Origin of the sequence: Xanthomonas sp. Leaf148, assembly GCF_001423585.1 — a bacterium.
Lineage (GTDB): Bacteria > Pseudomonadota > Gammaproteobacteria > Xanthomonadales > Xanthomonadaceae > Xanthomonas.
This window is the reverse complement of sequence record NZ_LMOP01000008.1, coordinates 1,548,401-1,568,691: the sequence shown is the minus strand read 5'-3', so window position 1 is coordinate 1,568,691 and position 20,291 is coordinate 1,548,401. Positions and strand designations below refer to the sequence as shown.

Sequence of the window (20,291 nt, the reverse complement as noted above, 5' to 3'; positions counted from 1 at the left end):
ATGCGCAAAAGCAGCGTTGCTCGCGCTTTTACGCATCCCGGCATGCGATCGCCGAACGATTGAGCGGCGGATATCACTGAGCACAAACGTCAGTGGGTGGATTCGTTGAAGAACGGGACCGCGCTTTGCAAATCCCCAATCCCCAATTCCGGCTATCGCGCAAACCGCTCATCGAAGAAGTCGCCCAGCATGCGGTACGCACGCTTGGCCGCGCGCGGGTTGTACAGGCAACCGGGCGGGCTGTTGGCATCGGCTTCGGCAAAGCAATGCACCGCGCCGCTGAAGTTGACGAACTGCCAGTCGGCGCCCGCCGCATTCATCTCGGTTTCGAACGCGGCGATGTCCGCCTTGGTCACGCTCTTGTCGTCGGCGCCGTTGAGCACTAGCAGCGGGGTTTTGGCTGAGCCGGCAGCGGCCGGGCTAGGCGTGGCGATGCCGCCGTGCAGGCTGACCACGCCGGCCAGCTGCGCACCGGCACGCACCAGTTCCAGCACTGTGGTCCCGCCGAAGCAGAAGCCCACCGCGCCGATGCGCGTGGCATCCAGCGGCGCATTGCCGGCCTGCGCCTTGAGCACGTCGACCGCTTTCAGCGCACGTGCGCGCAGCGTCGGCGGGTCCTTCTTCAACGCGCCGGCGAACTGCCCGGCCTCGCTGTCGTTGGCCGGACGCTTGCCCTTGCCGTACACATCGGCCACCAGCACCACGTAATCGTCGCCAGCCAGTTGCTTGGCCTTGGCCACCGCCGAGTCGTTGACGCCGCGCCAGTTCGGCACCATCACCAGGCCGGGGCGCTTGGCATCGCCGGCATCGTCGTAGACCAGCACACCGCTATAGGTGTCCTTGCCGACCTTCCATTCCAGCGGCTTGGCTTGCATCGCGGCCATCGCCGGAAATGCCAACGACGCCAACACGCCGACCAGACCCACACCGCTCCACGACCATTGCTTGTGCATGCGCTTGCTCCCGGGATTTGCGCGAGTGTAGGCCTAGGCGGCGTGCAGGATTGGTCGCGGCGCACGGAAGACAGTCACCAGCGGATGGACCGCCTAACAATGTGGACTCCGTCCGCCGCCGAGGCGATCGCGTGTCCGCACGCTCTCGTGGCCCTGCTACTGCGTTGAGGCGATCGCGCGCGCGATGGCGTGACAGCCAGAAGCCTTACTGCACGCCCAGCCCGGGGATGGCACTGATTGCCGCCGGGTCGAATCCGGCCAATTGCGCGAAATGCCGGCCGCGTGCAACGTAATCGCGGTAGGCACCGAAGCTGGGCGCGCCCGGCGACAGCAGCACCACACCGCCCTGCGCACCCAGCGCATTGCGTGCCAGTTGTATGGCGTGTTCCAGATCGGTGGCGGCGTGCAGCCCAAAACGGCCGGTGACGGCCAGTGGTTCCAGCAGCGCATGGATACGCGGGCCGTTGGCGCCCATGGTGACGATTTCCAGCGGCGCCTGCTGCGCCATCTGCGCGGCAAACTCCTGCCAATCCAGCCCGCGGTCATGCCCGCCGACCAGCAAGGCGACGCGTCGCTGCGCAAAGCAGGCCAACGCGGCCAACGATGCATGCGGTGTCGTGCTGATCGAGTCGTTGACATAGCTGATGCCGTCCACGCTGCCAAGCAACTGCAGACGATTGGGCAACGGACGAAAGCTTAGCGCCGCCGGTGCCAGCGCTGCGGCATCCAGGCCCAACGCTTCGATTGCGGCCAGCACCGCGCACAGATTGCGGCGATTGTGTTCGCCAGGCAGCGGCACGTTGGCGGTATCGAAGATGGCCTGCTCGCCGCGATACACCACACCGCCGCGCAGATGCCAGCCATCGGCATGATTGAACCAGCGCACTTCGCTGTCCGGCAGCTGCAACCCGCGCAACAGCGGATCGGCGGCGTTGAGCAAGGCGATCCGCGGCCGCCCTTCGGTCACCAGCGACAGCTTGTCGCGCACATAGCGCGCCTCATCGCCATGCCAATCCAGATGTTCGGGAAACAGGTTCAAGACCACGGCCAGTTGCGGTCGCGCGCCGCTGCGTCCGACCTCGCCGGTCTGGTAGCTGGACAACTCGATCGCCCAGTACGCCGGCGGCGGTTGCGGTGCCAGCACTTCCAGCAACGGTTGGCCGATATTGCCGACCAGGGCGGTGCGATGCCCGGCACTGCGCAACAGGTGCGCCAGCAATGCGGTGGTGGTGCTCTTGCCCTTTGTGCCGGTCACGCAGATGGTGCCGGTCACATCACCGTCGGCCTGCGCGTGTTCGGCAAACCACAACGCGGTGCCACCGATGAACTGCGTGCCGTGCGCAGCAGCGGCCGTCAGTGCTTCGGCGCGATACGGACTGATGCCCGGCGACTTCACCACAACCTCGAAGCGGCCCAGCGCCTGCGCGCTGGCGTCGGTTTCCACCTGCAACGCCGCATCGGCCAATGCATCCAGCTCACGCGCTTCTTCGGCGTTGCAAAAGACCGTCAGCGGTTGCGTGGGTAAGGCACTGCGCAGCGCGCGATAGGCAGCGCGTCCCTCGCGCCCCCACCCCCACAACGCAACCGCCCTGCCCTCAAGCTGCGAAATTCGCACGCACGCGCTCCCACAGCGCCGAGGGAATGCGGTGCTCGCCATCGATGGCCATCAGCGATTCCAGTTGCAGGTCCTGCGCATCCAGCTGCGGCTGGATCTCGCGGATGAAACGCTTCACCAGCGCGTCTTCCTTCCACTCCGCGCGCGTTGCCAGCAGCGCCATCGCCGCACGCGATTCGCGGCCTTCGCCCACGCATTCGAATGGCTTGTGGTCCTGAAATTCCAGCAGAGCATCGTAGCCGCCGGCCTGGCTGGCATCGTCGAGCAGATTGCGCCCGAAGATCCTGACCAGACGCGTCTTGGGCATGAACGGTGCCAGCGCCAGGAACACGAAATGGCATTTGGGGCACACGCCGCACCAGCGGTGCACCGGGCGCTCGCCCATGATGTGGAAGTTACGATTGCAGCTGGAAAAATGCGCGTCGTAGTGATCGGTCTTGGCGAACTGCCGCGCCACCGCCAGCTCCGACAGCGGCCGCAGCAGCGAGTAGTAACGCAGATCGGCCGCCACATGCCGCTGCACATACGCGCCGAAGGCCTGCTCGAATGCCCAGCCCTTGGACCACTGGTGATTGACCTCGCCGGTGCCGGGAATCTGGCTGCCGTAGCTGGCCGAGCGTTCGTTGGAGAACACCACTTGGTCCACGCCGGTCAGCAGCGCCGACAACACCAGGATGGCCGAGTTCACTGCCGTCACCGGGATATGGCCGTTCCACGCGCCCTGGCGGTTGAGCTCGAACAACTCCGGCGCCAGCACGCGGCCGATATTGAGCACCGGCAGGCCGGTGCGCTCGGCACAGGCGCGGATCAGTTGCGAGCCGCCGATCCAGCTGACTGTCTGCGCGATACCGGCGTGCCGTAATGCTTCGATGCTGACCAGCGAATCCTTGCCGCCACCGATGGCGACCAATGCATGCTCGCGCAGGCCCAACGCAGGCGCTTGCGCAGTTGCCGGCGCAGCCACCGGAAAGTTGATCTTGCCGTGCAGGTTCAAGCCATTGCGGTAGGCGAATTCGCCCAGGCCGTGCAGATACACGCTTTCCACCAGCGCGGCGGTGTCGGCATCGATGCTGTAACTGTCGATGGCGATGGTCGGCGGCACCGCGGCCTTGTAGTAACTCACGCCCGCAATGAGATGCAGCAGCTGCAAGGCCTGTTGCACGGCAGCAGCACGCGCGCCATCCAGCACGAACGGCGCGCCGGGAACGGCAACGGTTTCCACCAGTTCCGGACCCTGGTCGAAGGCATACACCAGCGTCGCCACGCCGGTCTGCGCGTCGAGTGCGCAGCGCACAAAACGGAAGGTGGAGATCTGGTGTTTGTCGAAAGCGCTCATGGACTACCTGCAAGAACCCGTTGCCGACGCAGATAGCGTCGGCACAGGGCATATTCAATCATGGAAAACGGCACCGCAGCCCACAGCAGCGGCAGGCAGCCGATGACGAACAACAGCAGCAGCACTTGCGAGCCAATGACCCGCGCATCGCCAGTGACCGCCAATGCCACCAGCAGATACAGCAGCAACGCCGGCAGATAGCTGAGCGCGCTCAACACCACCGTGCGCAATGCCATGCCACCGGCATGCTGCGCGGACGCGGTCGCTCGCCTGTCGCGGCGACGCTGCCAGAGCGCCGCGCTCCATGCGCCAACGCCCGCCGCGACCAGCGCCGGCAGCACCCACTTCAGGCTATCGGTCCACTGCACCCGCTGGCCGGCCATGTCGATGGCGGTGGAAAACACCATCGCCACGCCACCGGCCACGGTGCTGAGCAAAACGAACTCAGCCAGCGGGCGCATCGATCACCTCTTCGCGCGGCAGCTCACGCTGGTTGTAGGTGCTGGCCATCGAATAGCCGTACGCACCGGCATCGGCCACCAGCACTACATCGCCGGACGCGGTGGCAGACGGCAGACGGCGGCGCTTGCCGAACACGTCCGACGACTCGCAGATCGGGCCGACGATATCGAAACCGCCATCGGCAACGGCATCGAGCCGGCTGAGGTTTTCGATGTCGTGCCAGGCGTCGTACAGCGCCGGGCGGATCAAGGTGTTCATGCCCGCATCCAGCCCTACGCGCTGCACGCCATCCTTTTCGATCACCTGGGTGACGCTGGCCAGCAACACGCCGGCTTCGGCCACCAGATAACGACCCGGCTCGATCGCCAGGCGGTAGCCCGGATGCACCGCCTTGACCTCGGCCAGCCCCTTGGCCCATACGTCCAGATCGAACGGCTCGTCTTCGGCGCTGTACGGAATCGGCAGACCGCCGCCGATATCGATGGTTTCCACCGTGCCGATGCGGCGCGCGAAGCCGGCCAGTTCGTCGTACATCATGCGCCAGTGCTCGCCGGTCTCCACGCCACTGCCCAGGTGCGCATGCACACCGGTGATGGTGACTTCCAGCGTGCGCGCGACTTCAACGAACTCGTCCACACGCGTGGACGACAGGCCGAACTTGGACGCCTTGCCGCCGGTGTTGACCTTCTCGTGATGGCCATCGCCATGCCCCAGGTCGATCCGCAGCCAGACATTGCGGCCGCGGAATACCTCCGGCCAGTTGCGCAACGCTTCGACGTTGTCCACGGTGACGGTCACGCCCAATGCAAATGCGGCCTCGTATTCGGCCTTGGGCGCAAAGCTCGGGGTGAACAGCACGCGGCGCGGCGACAGCTCCGGCAGTGTCTGAAACACACGGCGCAATTCGCCATGCGACACGCATTCCAGCCCGAAACCGGCCTGTTCCAACGCGATCAAAATGGCCGGATGCGCATTGGCCTTGATCGCGTAATAGCGTTGATCCACCGCCGAAATCTGCGCCAGTGCATGCGCACGCGCACGCACGGTGGGCAGGTGATACGCATAGCGCGGCGTGCCGGCCTTGGACAGCGTCAACAGATGCGCACGCTCGGCATGCCACCACGGCGTGGCACGCGGACGCACCGAGCCAATGATCTCGCGCCAGCGCGGGCCGAACACCTCGCCTTCGCTGACCGGCATCGCGCCGCTGTCGATCAACTCGGCATGCAAAATCGGCAACAGGCCGTCGGCGTCGGCTTCGTCGATGACGAAAGTCAGGTTCAAGTCGTTGGACGACTGCGAAATCATGTGCACACGTTCCTGACCGAACGTGGCCCACACATCCGACAGTTTGTGCAGCAATGAGCGCATGCCACGGCCGACCAGGGTGATCGCCGCGCAAGGAACAATAATCTTGACCTTGCAGATCTGCGACAAGTCCGCCGACAACGCCGCCAGCACATCGGTGTTGACCAGATTCTCGGACGGGTCCAGCGACACGGTGACGTTGGTTTCGGCCGAGCCGATCAAGTCCACCGACAACCCATGCTTCTTGAACAAGGTAAACACGTCGGCCAGAAAGCCCACCTGCTGCCACATGCCGATGCCTTCCATCGACACCAGCACGATGCCGTTGCGGCGGCTGATCGCCTTGACGCCCAGCACCGGCTCGGCATTGCCGTCGATGCTGGTGCCAGGCAACTCCGGGCGCTCGGTATCCAGGATCGCCATCGGCACGCCGGAATCGCGGCACGGTTTGATCGAGCGTGGATGCAGCACCTTGGCGCCGGTGGTGGCAATTTCCTGCGCTTCGTAATAGTCCAGACGGGTCAGCAGGCGCGCGTCCGGCACTTCCTTCGGGTTGGCACTGAACATGCCAGGCACATCGGTCCAGATTTCCACGCGACTGGCACCGAGCAGCGCACCGAAATACGCCGCCGATGTATCCGAGCCGCCGCGGCCCAGAATGGCAGTACCGCCATCGGCGTGCCGCGAAATGAAACCTTGGGTGATCAGCAAGCGCGTGGGCTGCGCATCGAAGCGCGTGCGCCAGTCCGCATCGGACTGCCACTGGCACGACACCGACAAGCGCTTGGACCATTCGCTTTGATTGGGCTGCGGCGGCAATGCCGACAACCACTGCCGTGCGTCCAGCCAGCCCATATCCAGGCCGCTGGCATGCAGATACGCCGCACCGATGGTGGAAGACAGCAATTCGCCCTGCCCCAGCACCTCGGCCTGCCAATCGAGCGTGCGCGTTGCAGCGCGCGCATCGGCAACCAGGGCATGCAAGGCGGCCAGCCGCTCGCCGAGGACCGCATCGGCATCGAGCTCAAGCTCGGTCAGAAACTCACGATGGCGGTGTTCCAGCGCGGCCACGCGCTGCGCGCTATCGGCCGCGCCATCGGCGATGGCGGTGAGTTCGTTGGTCACGCCCGAGAGCGCGGATACCACCACCAGCACGCGGCCGCCGGTTTCGTTCGCCCGTTTGCTCGCCAGTTTTCCAATCGTGTCCCAGCGATGACGACGCGACACCGAGGTGCCGCCGAACTTGAGGACGATCCAGCGATCGGTAGAGTGGGGAGCTGACATGGAGTAGGCGTTTATGATGGGGGAAAGAAGCCGGGATGCCGGGCGGAACCTCCGATTCTACTGCCAATGGCGCGCCTCTGACCCCGCGTGCGGTCGCACTCCGTAGCGCCGCTCTTCATCGCGGCAACGGTTTGCGCTGCAACCATCTGCAATGTTCCTACCACCGAGATCGCACCGCGCATGAGCAAGCACCGCTACCTGCAACTGGATGTCTTCGCCAGCCGCACCGGCTCCGGCAACCCGCTGGGCGTGGTGTTCGACGCGGGCGCGCTGTCAACTGAGCAGATGCAGCAGATCGCGGCATGGCTGAACCTGTCGGAGACGATCTTTTTTGTGCCGGTCAGCGTGCCGGATGCCGACTATCACATCCGCATTTTCACCCCGCGCGCGGAGCTGCCGTTTGCCGGCCATCCCAGCGTCGGCGCGGCGTGGGCCGCCGCAACGCACGGGCTGACCGCATACAAGGCCGATGGCCGGCTGCACCAGCAATGCGCGGCCGGCGTGCTGCCGGTGGACGTGTTCGACCGCCACGGCGCCTTGCAGGTGCGGCTGCGCGCGCCACGCGCGCGCATCATCGCAACCGGCGACACCCACGCGGCGGCAGTGCAGGCAGCTAGCGCCGGATTGCAGGTAGCACAGCATCCCGCAGAACTCTGGAACAACGGCCCGAACTGGTGGCTGCTGGAGCTGGCCGACGCCGCAGCGGTGCGCCAGGCCGCGCCGGATCTTGCCGCAATTACCCGCCTGACCCAGGCCAGCGCTGCCACCGGACTGGCGATTTATGCAGCCGTGCAGGACGGCGACGCAGATCTGGTGGTGCGCGCGTTTTGCCCCGGCGATGGCATCCCCGAAGATCCGGTCACTGGTAGCGCCAATGCCTGCATTGCCGCACGCCTGCATGGCGAGAACCGCCTGCCCGGCGAGGCGTCGCGTTATGTCGCCAGCCAGGGCCGCGAGGTGGGCCGCGATGGCCGCATCCAGGTGGAAGTGGATGATGCAGGCGAAGTCTGGATTGGCGGAACGACGCTGCAGGTGATCGACGGCCGCATCGATTGGTAAGCTGCCGCGCCCTGCTCGCGGATCCGCCACCATGACCACCCGCCGTTTCCTGCAACTGGATGTGTTCTCCGCCCGCCCTGGCAGCGGCAATCCGCTGGCGGTGGTGCTGGATGCGCAGGGTCTGGACGATGCAGCGATGCAGGCGATCGCCCGCTGGACCAAGTTGCCGGAAACCACCTTTGTGTTTCCCGCAGCCGATGCGCACAGCAGCTACCGGCTACGGATGTTTTCGCCGCAAAAAGAGGTTCCCTTCGCCGGCCACCCCAGCGTGGGCACGGCGCATGCGGTGCTCGACGCTGGGCTGGCCGCGCCAGACGAAGGACTGCTGGTACAGGACGGCATTGCCGGCCAGTTGCCGCTGCGCGTGGAGCAGATCGATGGCCACCGCAGCATCGCCATCCGCACGCCGCGCGCGCGCGTTGCCGAACAGGTGGACGCGGACGACCCGCGTCTGCGCGATGCACTGCACGGCTGGTCGCTCGGCGCCCTGCCGCCCGCGTTGATGGATGGCGGCCGCACTTGGTGGGTCGTGGAGCTGGCCAGCGAAGCGGCATTGCGCAGCCTGCAGCCGAGCTGGGACGCGATTGTCGCATTGGCCGAATCCACCGGCAGCATGGGCGTCTTCGCCTACGCGCGTGCCGCTCAGGCCGGCAGCTACGATCTGGCGGTGCGCGCCTTTGTGGGCAATGGCCGGCGTTTTGAAGACGCCGCGTCCGGTGCGGCCAATGCCGTGCTCGCGGCCTGGTTGGACAGCCGCCACGCACTGCCCGGCAAAGAGCGGCGCTACGTGGTCAGTCAGGGACGCGAGATCGGCTTCGATGCCTTGCTGGAACTGCGCATCGACAACAACGGCGACGTGTGGTCCGGCGGCCAGGTACAGACAGTGATTCGCGGGACCTTGGACTGGAGCTGAGCGCAGCCGACATGTTGGTGTTCGCCCAGCTTGATGCGTGCGGTTCACAGACAAAGAACCCATAAAAATTCTTCCGCGCTGCGAACTCGGCCCGATCAACATCCGTCATAAGGTGCACCTGCGTTTAGCGGTCAAACTCAGAAACCTTTGCAGTCTGCCCGATGCGACGTGCCATCAAGTACTAGCAACAAACGCTCACCTGCCGCAGCTCTCGCAAGATAAAAAAACGCTGCGGTTTTCCGCAGCGTTTTTTTACGAACAACCCACACGTAATCAATCAGTCAGGGCGGACATCCACGCGCACACGGATCCGGTCACCCGGGTTGTAATCGCTGCGCGTGTGGTAGGTGCGGCCCGCATATTCATACGTCACGTCGTAGCCATCCACACGCTCGCGCGAAGTGCGGTACGACACAGGTTCGCAGACGCTGACGTTGCCTTGATAACTGCGGTGATTAGCCTCGTAAATTGAGCGGCCCGCCGCGACGCCGGCCATGGTGCCGACGGCAGTGCCGACCAGACGTCCGTTACCGCCACCGACCTGACTGCCGAGCACCGCACCGGCGATACCGCCGATGACGCTGGCAACGCCACGGTTGGAGGCATTGGGCGAGCCGTAGCTGCCGCCGTCGCGGGAGTAGCCATCATTGCTGGTGTAGTAACCATCGGACGGACGGTTGTAGCAGCGCTCGCTGCTGCGTTCGTTGTAGGAGTCGGACACGATGATCGGGTCCACGCGTACGACGCGTGCGTACTCGTAACGGCCGTCCTCGTAGCTGCCACGACCATTGTCGCGGTAGCCGCTGTCGTAGCGCTGCGCCGTTGCATTGCCCGCTACGGCCAGACCCATTACCAGAGCACCAAGCACAAGAGTTTTCATTGCGGCAGCTTCACAGGGAGGACACGTTGCCGATGCTCGGCTTGTTGCAGTGAAACCGCCCTGAACCGAACAGGCCTTACAAAGGCCTATTCAGGTTGCCGCCAGCTGCGCTCGCCGGCATGGTCCGCCGACGCTCCGCAGCCTTGACACACATCAGTTGGAAAATTCGCTTTCCAGGCTGATCGGCACGGCGCTCAGTGCCTTGGATACCGGGCAATTCTTCTTGGCGGTATCGGCCAGCTCGCGGAACTTGGCTTCGTCGATCCCCGGCACCACCGCCTTGAGCTTCAGACGGATCTGCGACAGCTGCGGGCCGCCTTCCATCGACAGATCGACGTCTGCACGGGTGTCCAGCGAGGTCGGCGGAAAGCCGGCTTCGGTCAGCTGCGCCGACAGCGCCATGGTGAAGCAGCCCGCGTGCGCGGCAGCGATGAGTTCTTCAGGATTGGTGCCCTTCTCGTCGCCGAAGCGGCTGCTGAAGGCGTAGCGGGTGTTGTCCATCAAGCCGCTCTGCGGCGTGCTGAGCTGACCCTTGCCGGTCTTGAGGTCGCCTTCCCAGTGAGCGGTGGCGTGACGCGAAATACCCATTGCGATCTCCTGCGATTGAAAGAGACCGCCACCTTAGGCGAGCGGGTGTTAGCGCTTGGTGCTTGTTGCGGGGAATCGGGAATCGGGAATGGGGAATGGGGAATCGCAAGAGCGTGCACTGCTGCATGCGGTTGGTCGCGCGGCTAACGTCAGGTTGGCGGCGACTCAAGACAAGCGACGAGCAGCGGCAACGGGATGCATCGCGAAGGAGGCCCCGCATCGTTACGGTGGAGCTCGATTCGGACGATCGGCCACGCGCGGCTGGTGGCTGCGTAGCGTTGCTGACAGGCGCCCATGCTCGAATACATGACGGTGCCGGGATGCATGCCTGCGTGCAGGAAAAAAGCGGGCGCTGCGACGGCTGTCGCTGCGCCCGGTGTTCAGTGTTCGGTGGATCTTTCGCAGGCACTGCGCTCGCGCGGTGCCTACGAGCGAACGTGCGGGCAATCAGCCCAACAGGGTTTCCAGCACCGCCATACGCACAGCGACGCCGTTGGCGACCTGGCGCAGCACGCACGATTGCGCGCCGTCGGCGACCTCGTCGGTGATTTCCACGCCGCGGTTGATCGGGCCCGGATGCAGCACTGCGGCATCGCGACCGGCGCGCGCCAGACGCTCGCGGGTCAGCCCGTAGTCGCTGTGATATTGCTCTAGCGACGGCACCAGGCCTTCTTCCATGCGCTCGCGTTGCAGGCGCAGCATCATCAGGGCGTCGGCACCTTCCAGCATGGCGTCGAAATCCTGGCCGACCACGCAGCCGTCCAGCATGTCGTCATCGGGCAGCAGGCTGGCCGGGCCGCACACGCGGATCTCGCCAGCGCCCAGCGTGCGCAGTGCATGCAGGTCCGAGCGCGCCACACGCGAGTGCTTCACGTCGCCGACGATCACGACCTTGAGCTTGGAAAAATCGGTGCCCTTGGCCTGGCGCAGGGTCAGCATGTCGAGCAAGCCCTGGGTGGGATGCGAACTGCGGCCATCGCCAGCGTTGATCAATGCGGTGCCCTCGCCTGCGGCAGCGGCCAGCGCTTCCACCGCACCGTCATCCGGGTGGCGCACGACAAACCCACGCACGCCCATCGCTTCGAGATTCTTCAAGGTGTCGCGCGCGGTCTCGCCCTTGCGGGTGGAGGAGGTGGACGCGTCGAAATTGAGCACGTCCGCGCCCAATCGCTGCGCGGCCAGATGAAACGAGCTGCGCGTGCGCGTGGACGGTTCAAAGAACAGCGTGCACACCGCAGTGCCGGCCAGCACGCTGCGCTTGCCAACCCGGCCGACCGCGGCATCGCGGATCTGGCCGGCACGGTCGAGTAGTTGCAGCAGCGTGGTGCGCGGCAGTCCTTCCAGGGTGAGCAGGTGACGCAGGCGTCCGTCCGAATCGAGTTGCATGGTGGTCATCGCAGGTCGGGAATCAAGGGAGAAGAGTGGCTTGGTCGGGCGCGGCCAGCCAGCGTTCGACGATCACGGCCGCCGCCATGGCGTCCAGTGCGTCGGCATCGCGGCGGCGCTTGCGCCCATCGGCGCGTTCGCGCGCAAACCGCTGCGCGGCTTCGACCGAACTGGAGCGCTCGTCGATCAGTACGACCGGCAGCGCATAGCGTTCGCGCAATTGCCGGGCGAAGGCATGCGCGCGTTTACGGGCAGGTTGGTCTTTGTCGTCCAGCGTGAGCGGGTCGCCGACCACCAGGCCATTTGGTCGCCATTCCTTGTGCACGCGATCCAGCGCTGCCCAGTCCGGGCCGTTGGCATGCACATTGATGACCGCGACCGCACGCGCACCGGCACCCAGCGCGGTACCGACCGCCACACCGATCCGGCGCGACCCCACGTCGAAGCCCAGCACCGTGCCATCGGGGCGGAGTGCGCCCGCCTCAGGCATGCCCGGAATAATCCGTGAGCCGGAACAGGTCCACACCGATGCGCCCGGCAGCGGTCTGCCAGCGATCTTCCAGCGCGGTGTCGAACAGCACGTTGGCGTCCGACGGTGCGGTCAGCCAGCTGTTCTCGCCCAGTTCGAATTCGAGTTGGCCCGCTCCCCAGCCCGCGCAGCCCAGTGCCACCAGCGCATTGCGCGGGCCTTTGCCGGCAGCCATGGCTTCGAGGATGTCGCGCGACGTGGTCAGGAACACACCCTGCCCCACTTCCAGGCTGGAATCCCATTCGCGCGCATCGTCGTGGATGACAAAACCGCGCTCCGGGTGCACCGGCCCGCCACTGAGCACGATCTGCTCGCGCAGCTGCGCATCGTCGGTGTCGATGCCCATCTGCGACAGCACTTCGCCCAATGTGTACTCGGATGGCCGGTTGACCAGCACGCCCATCGCGCCGTTTTCATCGTGCTGACAAATCAGCGCGACGCTGCGCGAAAAGGTGGGATCGGACAGCGCCGGGAGCGCGATCAGCAGTTGGTTGGCCAGAGGCGTGGGCAAAACAGACATGGCCGCATTCTAGCCGTTCGTTCCGCCGCGCGCAGAGCCACTGCCATACTTGCCGCCTATTGCATGCCAAGGACAGACGATGCTGCCTACACCTGGAACCGTACCCGCGCGCTCCGACGCGCCACTGCCCCGCCAGACCCGCGTCTTGATCGTACTGGTGGCGCTCTTGCAAGGCTGCCTGCTGTATCTGGCCGCAGTGGGCCAACAACATGGCGCGTGGCCCTTCACCGAACTGGGCGCCCGAATCTGCTGGTACACCGTGGTGGCGATCGTGCCCAGCCTGGTACTGCTGAGCGTGCAGGATCTTCGCGACTGGCGCCTGTGGCAGCACGTGGCGGCAAGCACGCTGGTATTGGCTGCCCTGGGCAGCTGGGCAGCGTGGAGCAGCACCGGCGCGCCGGCCCTGCAGGTCGCGCGGGTCCTTGGTCCGTTCGGCTTCACCATCACGGTCGGCTGGTTCGTCGCGCTGCCCTGGATGCAACATCGGCAGCTGCACGGCCATTGGCGGGCCGGCTACCGCGACCTGTTCGAACACGCCTGGCAGAACGGCCTGACCCTGGCACTGGCGCTGCTGTTCGTGGGCGTGTGCTGGATGGTGCTGGGGCTATGGGCCAGCTTGTTCGCGCTGGTCAAGATCAGGTTTTTTGCCGAACTGTTCCACGAACAGGCGTTCGCCTACCTGGCGACCGGCGCCATCACCGGGCTGGGCATCCTGATCGGGCGCACCCAGCACCGCGCGGTGCAGGTGATGCGGCAGATCCTGTTCGCCCTCTGCACCGGCCTGCTCCCGCTGCTGGCCGGCATTGCGCTGCTGTTCCTGCTGGTGCTGCCGTTTACCGGGCTGCAGGCGCTCTGGCAGACCCGTTCGGCGGCGTCGATCCTGCTGAGCCTGGTGTTCGGGCTGGTGCTGTTTACCAACGCCGTGTACCAGGATGGCAGCGGGCTGCCGCCGTATCCGCGCTGGTTGCGCCGGATGATCGAGGCCGGGTTGCTCAGCCTGCCGCTGCATGCGGCGCTGGCCGCCTACGCAGTGGGTCTGCGCATTGCGCAGCACGGCTGGACCAGCGAACGCATCTGCGCGGCCTTGCTGGCCGCGCTGGCGCTGGCATATGCCATGGCCTACGCGTTCGCGGTGCTGCGGCCGCGCGCCGATCGCTGGCTACCGCAGCTGGCCGGCGGCAACATGGCGCTGTCGTGGGTGGTGATCGGGCTGGCAGTGCTGGTCAATACACCGCTACTCGACCCGTATCGCATCACCGTACGGAGCCAGATACAGCGCCTTGCCAACGACACGCCCGAGACCCTGCAACAGAATCTGGAATTTCTGCGTTTCGACAATGGCCGCCGCGGCTATCTGGCCGTGCAGTCGCTGCGCGCGACGCCCCCCTTTGCCGGCAGCCCGGAGCGCAAGCAGAAGCTGGAGCAGTTACTGGCACGCACCAGCCGCTGGGCAGGCAGTGAGCCAGTAGAAGACCAGAAGGACAAACAGCTGACCGACCTGACCCAAATCCGCAAGCACGTGACCGTAGCTGACGGCCAGGCAGAGCCGCCAGCGGACTGGTGGCACTACCTGGTGCGGTCCAAGATGCTCTGGGGCGCCTGCACGCAGGGCAACAGCAACTGCGTTGTCAGCAGCAGCGACCTCGATGGCGACGGCGAGCTCGATGTGCTGTTGTGCAATCTCGGCGCCGACTATGTGGTTGCCTGCGAGCTGCAGACCCGCAACGGCGGTGGATGGTATCAAGCCGGTACGGCAAAGCTCTATTCCCTGGACGGCGCGGCCATGAGCGAAGTGAGCCAGGCGCTGCGCAATGATCAGCTACAGACGCGGCCCAATCGCTGGCCGGACCTGGCGCTGCCGGGAGGCCGACGCATCCACATCACCCCCAACGAAGTAGGCATCCGGCCGGAACCTCAACCATGAGCGGCTACTGCAGCATCGCGCCCGGCCACCCGGTGCACGGGCATTACCACGACCACGAATATGGGTTCCCGCAGCGCGAAGAACGCGAACTGTTCGAGCGCCTGGTGCTGGAAATCAATCAGGCCGGCCTGAGCTGGGAAACCATCCTGCGCAAACGCGCCAATTTTCAGCAAGCGTATGACCGATTCGACGTGGATACCGTCGCGGCGTATGGCGACGCCGAGATTGCGCGCTTGATGAGCGACGCCGGCATCATCCGCAACCGTCTGAAAATCCTGGCGGCCATCCACAACGCGCAGGTCATCCAGACCTTGCGCCGTTCGCATGGCAGTTTTGCGCAATGGCTGGATGCGCAGCATCCGCTCGACAAGCCGGCCTGGGTCAAACTGTTCAAGAAGACGTTCCGCTTCACCGGCGGCGAAATCACCGGCGAATTCCTGATGAGTCTGGGCTACCTGCCCGGCGCACATCACGCGCAATGCCCGGCGTTCAAACGCATCGCCAAACTCAAACCGGCCTGGATGCAGGCAGCATGAGCGCGCGGATGTTCAAGCACGGAGGCAGGCACGCTTTCGGCATGCTGCCATCGCCTGTCTCAGCAAGGACACGCAACGGCTGCCTGCTCGTGCTCGTCGCCCATGCCGCGCTGGTTTTCCAGGCACATGCGGCCCCGCCAACGACTGCGACGGTCTCGCAGGTGCTGGAACAATTGCGTCGCGAAATCGTCGCCGAGCCAATCGGCAACCCCATCCCGATCGATACCGTACTGCAGCGCCATGCCGACACCACCGGGCTCAGCTTCGATCTCGGCAGGCCGGACGACAGCGACGATGCCGAAGCACTCCCAGCCGTGCAACCAGTGGGTGTGACAGATGCGGAGTGGCTGGCAGTGCAGGCTTACCGCACCACCAGTGCCAGTGCAGAGAACGACATCGCTGAAAATGGCAACCACCACTACACATTGGCCGACCTGGACGAAGACGGTCAGCGCGATCTGATAGACGATGCGTATGTCGGCGGCACCGGGCTCTTCAACGACATCTCCGTGCTGCGCTACGACCGCGCGCAGGGCTTCCGCCCGGCAGTCGCCACTGCAGTTGACGCAGACAGCACGCCGGGCAGCTTCAGCATCAACGGCCGCGGCAGCGATCAGGCTTTGTACTGGCTGCGCATCGATGGCAAAAGCTACGCGGCCTACCGCGATGGCGATTATTTTCAGGACACGGTGACGGTATCGCGCCCGTTGTCCTTGCCCGGCGAACGCGTGGAGACGCAGGTACTGCAGGTGCGCTATCGCTACCGGCACACATTGGCGACACCATCGCGCCAAGCAACCAGTGCCACCGCCGAAGACCAACAGGCATCGCACTGGCTGGCGCAACACCCGCAACTGCAGGCAGCCGTCAACGCGCAGCTGCAGCAGCTTGCGTTCGCACCGGACGGCACGCAGCGTGCACCGGACCCTGCTGCACGCTGCCCGGCGCAGACCAGCGGCGATCCCGACGAAGCCGATCAATGGCCCTGGCACGATGCGGGCCACTACACCTTCGACTATGTCGCCGACTTTCGTGTGCGGCGCGGCCTGGCGTGTTACAGCGCCAGCATTGTGGCCTTTCGCAGCAGCTATCTGACCTCCCCGGAAGGGTGTTGTGCGCTGTGGCTGTACGACGCTCCCGGCACTCAGGTCGCGACCCTGCCGCTGGACTCAAGACGCGAGCGAGCCAGCGTGGCGGTGATAACCGCGACTGCGCAGCCGGAGTAACCGCCGAGCGTGGCCGTCGAGACTGCGAGCGCTGCTTGATGCTGTCCAGGCCAGCTGCCACGCGATAGCGATGCGTCCAATGTCAGCGCTGACTTCGTCTCTCCAGGTCTGCATGGCGATGCGCAACGCTACGCCAGCAGTGATAGCGACGCCGCGCTGGGTCGCGAGGCAACCTGCATCGAGGCCTGGCAGGCACATGGCGAGGAACCGGACGATCCGGCCCGAATAGACGCACGCGCACTCAAACGCGCAGTGCGCAGTGCTACGTAGATAACGAGATGACGTGCATGCGCTCTTCGGCGCACGTGGGCTGATGCAATGCTTGAACTTGCACACCGATTGCCGGTGGAACCCGGGCACCACGGGTTATCGGTAAAGCTGCATCGCGCCCAGGTGCGCTCCTACGTGGTGAGCGACGAGGTCGCCTGCCGGATTACACGCCCATATAGCGGTGCGGGCGGTGGTTGAACATCAGCACCAGGCTCAGCATCAGCGCGCCGAGCGCCGAATACAGCACCTTGTCAGGCGTGAGGATGGCGAACGCCACCAGCATCAGCATGGCATCGAAGCTCATCTGCACCTTACCTGCGCTCCAGCCGCGTTCGCGCTGCAGATACACCGCCAGAATGCCGATTCCGCCCAGGCTTCCGCGGTGGCGGATGAAGAACAGGATGCCCAGCCCGGCCAGCGCGCCACCAGCAATGGCGGCGAACGCCGTGCTGATGTGCGCGTACTCAGCCCAGCGCGGCAGCAGATCGGTCAAGGCGCCGCAAGCACCGACCGCAGCGAAGGTCTTCAATGTGAATTCCCAGCCCATGCGGCGCACGCTCAGCCAGTAAAACGGCAGATTGACCAGCACGAACACCAGGCCAAAATTCCAATGCAACGCGTAGTGCAGCAGGAAGGCGACACCGGCCATGCCGCCGATCATCAGCCCGCCCTTGGCGAAGATCGCCAGGCCGAGCGAGGCCACCAGCGTGGCCAGCACCATGCCCTGCACGTCCTCGGCCACCGAATGGTGGTACGCGTGGTCGTCGGCCGTGGTTCCCGCCGAATCCGGCGGTGGCGTCAACGGCCCGGAGGTGACCACGGTGCCGTCGTCGGGCAACGGTTCTTGCTCCGGACGGAGATCGGAATCGGGAAGGCTCACGGGTTTGGGCACTGCAGTGGGGTGCGATATTAGACACTATCGGCCACCCTGGTTACATCTGAAACAGCAGCGATGCCGCCTCTCCAGTGCGGGACGCGTGCATTACCACAGGGGAATCGCGTCTACAAAAAAGGCGCCCGATGCGGGGCGCCATTTTGATCCACCACTACAAACCACCGAGCCAGACGCTGGCCGCAGCCAGCGCAAGCTCTGCGGCAACAGACGACGCATTACCGAACTTCGGCAATCTCCACGCCATCCATCCCCTGCGACAGGGTCTTGGCATCGCCGCCCTGCGAGAGCTTGATGCGCAGGCGCACTTCGTTCTGCGAGTCGGCGTGGCGCAGCGCGTCTTCGTAGCTGATTTCGCCGGCCTGATACAGCTCGAACAGGCTCTGGTCGAAGGTGCGCATGCCCAGGTTGGTGGACTCCTTCATGATCTCCTTGAGCTTGTGGATCTCGCCGTCGCGGATGTAGTCCTGCACCAGTGGCGTGCCGAGCATGATCTCCATCGCCACACGGCGGCTGCGCCCATCCGGAGTCGGAATCAGTTGCTGCGCCACCACACCCTTGAGGTTTAGCGACAGATCCATCAGCAGCTGATTGCGGCGGTCTTCCGGGAAGAAGTTGATGATGCGGTCCATCGCCTGGTTGGCATTGTTGGCGTGCAGCGTGCACAGCACCAGGTGGCCGGTTTCGGCGAAGGCGATCGCGTGGTCCATGCCCTCGCGGGTACGCACCTCGCCAATCATGATCACGTCCGGCGCCTGGCGCAGGGTGTTTTTCAGCGCATTTTCCCAGCTATCGGTATCGATGCCGACTTCGCGCTGGGTGATGATGCAGCCTTCGTGCTTGTGCACGAATTCGATCGGGTCTTCGATGGTGATGATGTGCCCGGTGGAATTCTGGTTGCGGTAACCGATCATTGCCGCCAACGAAGTCGACTTACCGGTACCGGTGGCGCCCACGAAAATGATGATACCGCGCTTGGTCATCGCCAGCGTCTTGATCACCGGCGGCAGGCTCAGCTCTTCCACGGTGGGAATGCGCGTCTCGATCCGACGCAGCACCATGCCCACTTGATTGCGCTGATAGAAGCAGCTCACACGGAAGCGCCCGACCCCGGACACGCCGATGGCGAAGTTGCACTCGTGGGTCTTTTCGAACTCTTCGCGCTGCGACGGCGTCATTACGTTCAACACCAGATCGCGGCTCTGCTGCGCGGTCAACGGCGTCTGCGTGATCGGGCTGATCTTGCCGTGCACCTTGATCGCCGGCGGCATGCCGGAGGTGATGAACAGATCCGACGCCTTCTGATGCGCCATCAGCTTGAGGAAGGAGGTGAAGTCGATGGTGCTCATGGCGTGCTCCCTTGGAGCCGGGAATTGGGAATCGAGAATCGGGAATTGGAAAATCTGCAAGCCAGGAGCCGGAACCAGTCAGGGGCGCGCTCGTGCGATTCCCCCTTCCCGATTCCCGATTCCCGAATCACTCGAATATCCGCTTGTCCTTGGCGTATTCGCGGGCCTGGTTGCGCGTGATCAGGCTGCGCTTGACCAGGTCCTGCAGATGCTGATCCAGCGTCTGCATGCCGTACTGCTGGCCGGTCTGGATCGACGAATACATCTGCGCCACCTTGTCCTCGCGGATCAGGTTACGGATCGCCGGGGTGCCGACCATGATTTCCCAGGCTGCGGTACGCCCGCCGCCCACTTTCTTGAGCAATGCCTGCGAAATCACCGCGCGCAAGGATTCGGACAGCATCGAGCGCACCATGGGCTTTTCGCCGGCCGGGAACACGTCGATGATGCGGTCGATGGTCTTGGCCGCCGAGCTGGTGTGCAGGGTGCCGAACACCAAGTGGCCGGTTTCCGCAGCGGTGAGCGCCAGGCGAATGGTTTCCAGGTCGCGCAACTCGCCGACCAGGATGATGTCCGGGTCTTCGCGCAATGCCGAGCGCAACGCTTCGTTGAAGCCGTGCGTATCGCGGTGCACTTCGCGCTGATTGATCAGGCACTTCTGCGAGGTGTGCACGAATTCGATCGGATCCTCGACGGTGAGGATGTGGCCGTATTCGTTCTTGTTGATGTAGTCGATCATGCCGGCCAGCGTGGTCGACTTGCCCGAACCGGTCGGGCCGGTGACCAGGATCAGGCCCTGCGGCTGGTCGATCAGCTGGCGGAAGATCGGCGGGCAGCCCAGGTCTTCCAGCGTCAGCACTTCGGACGGAATGGTGCGGAACACCGCGCCGGCGCCACGATTCTGATTGAACGCGTTGACGCGGAAGCGCGCCAGCGAGGGAATCTCGAACGAGAAGTCGACCTCGAGGAATTCTTCGTAATCGCGCCGCTGCTTGTCCGACATGATGTCGTACACCAGCGCGTGCACCTGCTTATGGTCCAACGCCGGAATATTGATGCGACGGACATCGCCATCGACACGGATCATCGGCGGCAGCCCTGCAGACAGGTGCAGGTCCGATGCCTTGTTCTTGACAGAAAACGCCAATAGTTCAGCGATATCCATGCGCTGCTTTTCCCCTAGGCTGCGATTGGAAGGTACTCCCCGGCTGGCAGTATAGCGTTCTGGCTGCTGGCGGGAAGCGGCCTGGCGCCGGTTCAG

The 20,291-nt window shown here is 64.7% G+C and carries 18 protein-coding genes and 1 pseudogene; 6 read left to right on the top strand and 13 right to left on the bottom strand.

The genetic code is table 11. The annotated features are described in order from the left end of the window. Positions 1–152: 152 nt before the first annotated feature. The 5 genes from ASF90_RS11145 to ASF90_RS11125 all read right to left on the bottom strand — a co-directional run bounded on the left by ASF90_RS11145 (position 153) and on the right by ASF90_RS11125 (position 6,958). Positions 153–953, bottom strand: a complete 801-nt coding sequence (locus ASF90_RS11145) for a dienelactone hydrolase family protein (RefSeq protein WP_055849720.1) — start codon at positions 951–953, stop codon at positions 153–155. A gap of 205 nt (positions 954–1,158) precedes the next feature. Beyond that, the gene (murD, locus tag ASF90_RS11140) at positions 1,159–2,568 is read right to left on the bottom strand and encodes a UDP-N-acetylmuramoyl-L-alanine--D-glutamate ligase (protein WP_055849716.1); all 1,410 of its coding nucleotides are present in this window, start codon (positions 2,566–2,568) and stop codon (positions 1,159–1,161) included. After that, a complete protein-coding gene (gene murL / locus ASF90_RS11135; protein WP_055849713.1) occupies positions 2,549–3,904 on the bottom strand; it encodes a UDP-N-acetyl-alpha-D-muramoyl-L-alanyl-L-glutamate epimerase in 1,356 nt (451 codons plus the stop codon). Before murL ends, murD begins: the two co-directional genes overlap by 20 nt. Continuing rightward, complete coding sequence (locus ASF90_RS11130; RefSeq protein ID WP_055849711.1) at positions 3,901–4,365, bottom strand: hypothetical protein; 465 nt, start codon at positions 4,363–4,365, stop codon at positions 3,901–3,903. Before ASF90_RS11130 ends, murL begins: the two co-directional genes overlap by 4 nt. After that, a complete protein-coding gene (locus ASF90_RS11125; RefSeq protein ID WP_055849709.1) occupies positions 4,349–6,958 on the bottom strand; it encodes a bifunctional aspartate kinase/diaminopimelate decarboxylase in 2,610 nt (869 codons plus the stop codon). The genes ASF90_RS11130 and ASF90_RS11125 overlap by 17 nt, the downstream gene beginning before the upstream one ends. Before the next feature lie 180 nt (positions 6,959–7,138). Between ASF90_RS11125 and ASF90_RS11120 the strand changes: the two genes are divergently transcribed. Both ASF90_RS11120 and ASF90_RS11115 read left to right on the top strand, forming a co-directional pair. After that, the gene (locus ASF90_RS11120; protein ID WP_055849705.1) at positions 7,139–8,017 is read left to right on the top strand and encodes a PhzF family phenazine biosynthesis protein; all 879 of its coding nucleotides are present in this window, start codon (positions 7,139–7,141) and stop codon (positions 8,015–8,017) included. 31 nt (positions 8,018–8,048) lie between these two features. Continuing rightward, positions 8,049–8,930 (top strand): PhzF family phenazine biosynthesis protein, encoded by an 882-nt coding sequence (locus ASF90_RS11115; RefSeq protein WP_055849702.1) that lies wholly within the window; start codon positions 8,049–8,051, stop codon positions 8,928–8,930. Positions 8,931–9,207: 277 nt separating this feature from the next. Here the strand turns inward: ASF90_RS11115 and ASF90_RS11110 are convergent, their stop codons facing one another. The 5 genes from ASF90_RS11110 to ASF90_RS11090 all read right to left on the bottom strand — a co-directional run bounded on the left by ASF90_RS11110 (position 9,208) and on the right by ASF90_RS11090 (position 12,833). After that, a complete protein-coding gene (locus tag ASF90_RS11110) occupies positions 9,208–9,810 on the bottom strand; it encodes a glycine zipper 2TM domain-containing protein (RefSeq protein ID WP_055849699.1) in 603 nt (200 codons plus the stop codon). 153 nt (positions 9,811–9,963) lie between these two features. Then, positions 9,964–10,398: an OsmC family protein gene (locus ASF90_RS11105; protein ID WP_005992502.1), complete on the bottom strand. Its 435-nt coding sequence runs from the start codon at positions 10,396–10,398 to the stop codon at positions 9,964–9,966. 447 nt (positions 10,399–10,845) lie between these two features. Continuing rightward, positions 10,846–11,793, bottom strand: a complete 948-nt coding sequence (locus ASF90_RS11100) for an aspartate carbamoyltransferase catalytic subunit (RefSeq protein ID WP_055849696.1) — start codon at positions 11,791–11,793, stop codon at positions 10,846–10,848. 13 nt (positions 11,794–11,806) lie between these two features. Then, positions 11,807–12,274, bottom strand: a complete 468-nt coding sequence (gene ruvX, locus ASF90_RS11095; RefSeq protein ID WP_055849693.1) for a Holliday junction resolvase RuvX — start codon at positions 12,272–12,274, stop codon at positions 11,807–11,809. Continuing rightward, positions 12,267–12,833: a YqgE/AlgH family protein gene (locus ASF90_RS11090; protein ID WP_055849691.1), complete on the bottom strand. Its 567-nt coding sequence runs from the start codon at positions 12,831–12,833 to the stop codon at positions 12,267–12,269. The genes ruvX and ASF90_RS11090 overlap by 8 nt, the downstream gene beginning before the upstream one ends. A gap of 79 nt (positions 12,834–12,912) precedes the next feature. Between ASF90_RS11090 and ASF90_RS11085 the strand changes: the two genes are divergently transcribed. The 4 genes and pseudogenes from ASF90_RS11085 to ASF90_RS24250 form a co-directional block, all read left to right on the top strand. Continuing rightward, on the top strand, positions 12,913–14,757 hold the full coding sequence (locus ASF90_RS11085; RefSeq protein WP_055849689.1) for a DUF4153 domain-containing protein: 1,845 nt from the start codon (positions 12,913–12,915) through the stop codon (positions 14,755–14,757). Beyond that, positions 14,754–15,293, top strand: a complete 540-nt coding sequence (locus tag ASF90_RS11080; RefSeq protein ID WP_055849687.1) for a DNA-3-methyladenine glycosylase I — start codon at positions 14,754–14,756, stop codon at positions 15,291–15,293. The genes ASF90_RS11085 and ASF90_RS11080 overlap by 4 nt, the downstream gene beginning before the upstream one ends. Before the next feature lie 41 nt (positions 15,294–15,334). Then, a complete protein-coding gene (locus ASF90_RS11075; RefSeq protein WP_236699244.1) occupies positions 15,335–16,519 on the top strand; it encodes a hypothetical protein in 1,185 nt (394 codons plus the stop codon). A gap of 81 nt (positions 16,520–16,600) precedes the next feature. After that, positions 16,601–16,895 (top strand): annotated as a pseudogene (locus ASF90_RS24250) (DUF72 domain-containing protein); the annotation flags it as partial. A gap of 57 nt (positions 16,896–16,952) precedes the next feature. Here ASF90_RS24250 and ASF90_RS11070 read toward each other — a convergent pair. The 3 genes from ASF90_RS11070 to ASF90_RS11060 form a co-directional block, all read right to left on the bottom strand. Continuing rightward, positions 16,953–17,627, bottom strand: a complete 675-nt coding sequence (locus ASF90_RS11070) for a YitT family protein (RefSeq protein ID WP_055849681.1) — start codon at positions 17,625–17,627, stop codon at positions 16,953–16,955. A gap of 272 nt (positions 17,628–17,899) precedes the next feature. Then, a complete protein-coding gene (locus ASF90_RS11065) occupies positions 17,900–19,030 on the bottom strand; it encodes a PilT/PilU family type 4a pilus ATPase (RefSeq protein ID WP_055849678.1) in 1,131 nt (376 codons plus the stop codon). Positions 19,031–19,157: 127 nt separating this feature from the next. Then, a complete protein-coding gene (locus tag ASF90_RS11060; RefSeq protein ID WP_003489919.1) occupies positions 19,158–20,195 on the bottom strand; it encodes a type IV pilus twitching motility protein PilT in 1,038 nt (345 codons plus the stop codon). Positions 20,196–20,291: the final 96 nt, after the last annotated feature.

Excerpts from the sequence above, each read along its gene's own strand:
- ASF90_RS11110 (WP_055849699.1), bottom strand. The coding sequence starts at position 9,810 with ATGAAAACTCTTGTGCTTGGTGCTCTGGTAATGGGTCTGGCCGTAGCG.
- ASF90_RS11080 (WP_055849687.1), top strand. The coding sequence starts at position 14,754 with ATGAGCGGCTACTGCAGCATCGCGCCCGGCCACCCGGTGCACGGGCAT.
- ASF90_RS11145 (WP_055849720.1), bottom strand. The coding sequence starts at position 953 with ATGCACAAGCAATGGTCGTGGAGCGGTGTGGGTCTGGTCGGCGTGTTG.
- ASF90_RS11115 (WP_055849702.1), top strand. The coding sequence starts at position 8,049 with ATGACCACCCGCCGTTTCCTGCAACTGGATGTGTTCTCCGCCCGCCCT.
- ASF90_RS11085 (WP_055849689.1), top strand. The coding sequence starts at position 12,913 with ATGCTGCCTACACCTGGAACCGTACCCGCGCGCTCCGACGCGCCACTG.
- ASF90_RS11090 (WP_055849691.1), bottom strand. The coding sequence starts at position 12,833 with ATGTCTGTTTTGCCCACGCCTCTGGCCAACCAACTGCTGATCGCGCTC.
- ASF90_RS11075 (WP_236699244.1), top strand. The coding sequence starts at position 15,335 with ATGCTGCCATCGCCTGTCTCAGCAAGGACACGCAACGGCTGCCTGCTC.
- ASF90_RS11125 (WP_055849709.1), bottom strand. The coding sequence starts at position 6,958 with ATGTCAGCTCCCCACTCTACCGATCGCTGGATCGTCCTCAAGTTCGGC.
- ASF90_RS11065 (WP_055849678.1), bottom strand. The coding sequence starts at position 19,030 with ATGAGCACCATCGACTTCACCTCCTTCCTCAAGCTGATGGCGCATCAG.
- ASF90_RS11060 (WP_003489919.1), bottom strand. The coding sequence starts at position 20,195 with ATGGATATCGCTGAACTATTGGCGTTTTCTGTCAAGAACAAGGCATCG.
- ASF90_RS11120 (WP_055849705.1), top strand. The coding sequence starts at position 7,139 with ATGAGCAAGCACCGCTACCTGCAACTGGATGTCTTCGCCAGCCGCACC.
- ruvX (WP_055849693.1), bottom strand. The coding sequence starts at position 12,274 with ATGCCTGAGGCGGGCGCACTCCGCCCCGATGGCACGGTGCTGGGCTTC.
- ASF90_RS11130 (WP_055849711.1), bottom strand. The coding sequence starts at position 4,365 with ATGCGCCCGCTGGCTGAGTTCGTTTTGCTCAGCACCGTGGCCGGTGGC.
- murL (WP_055849713.1), bottom strand. The coding sequence starts at position 3,904 with ATGAGCGCTTTCGACAAACACCAGATCTCCACCTTCCGTTTTGTGCGC.
- ASF90_RS11105 (WP_005992502.1), bottom strand. The coding sequence starts at position 10,398 with ATGGGTATTTCGCGTCACGCCACCGCTCACTGGGAAGGCGACCTCAAG.
- ASF90_RS11100 (WP_055849696.1), bottom strand. The coding sequence starts at position 11,793 with ATGACCACCATGCAACTCGATTCGGACGGACGCCTGCGTCACCTGCTC.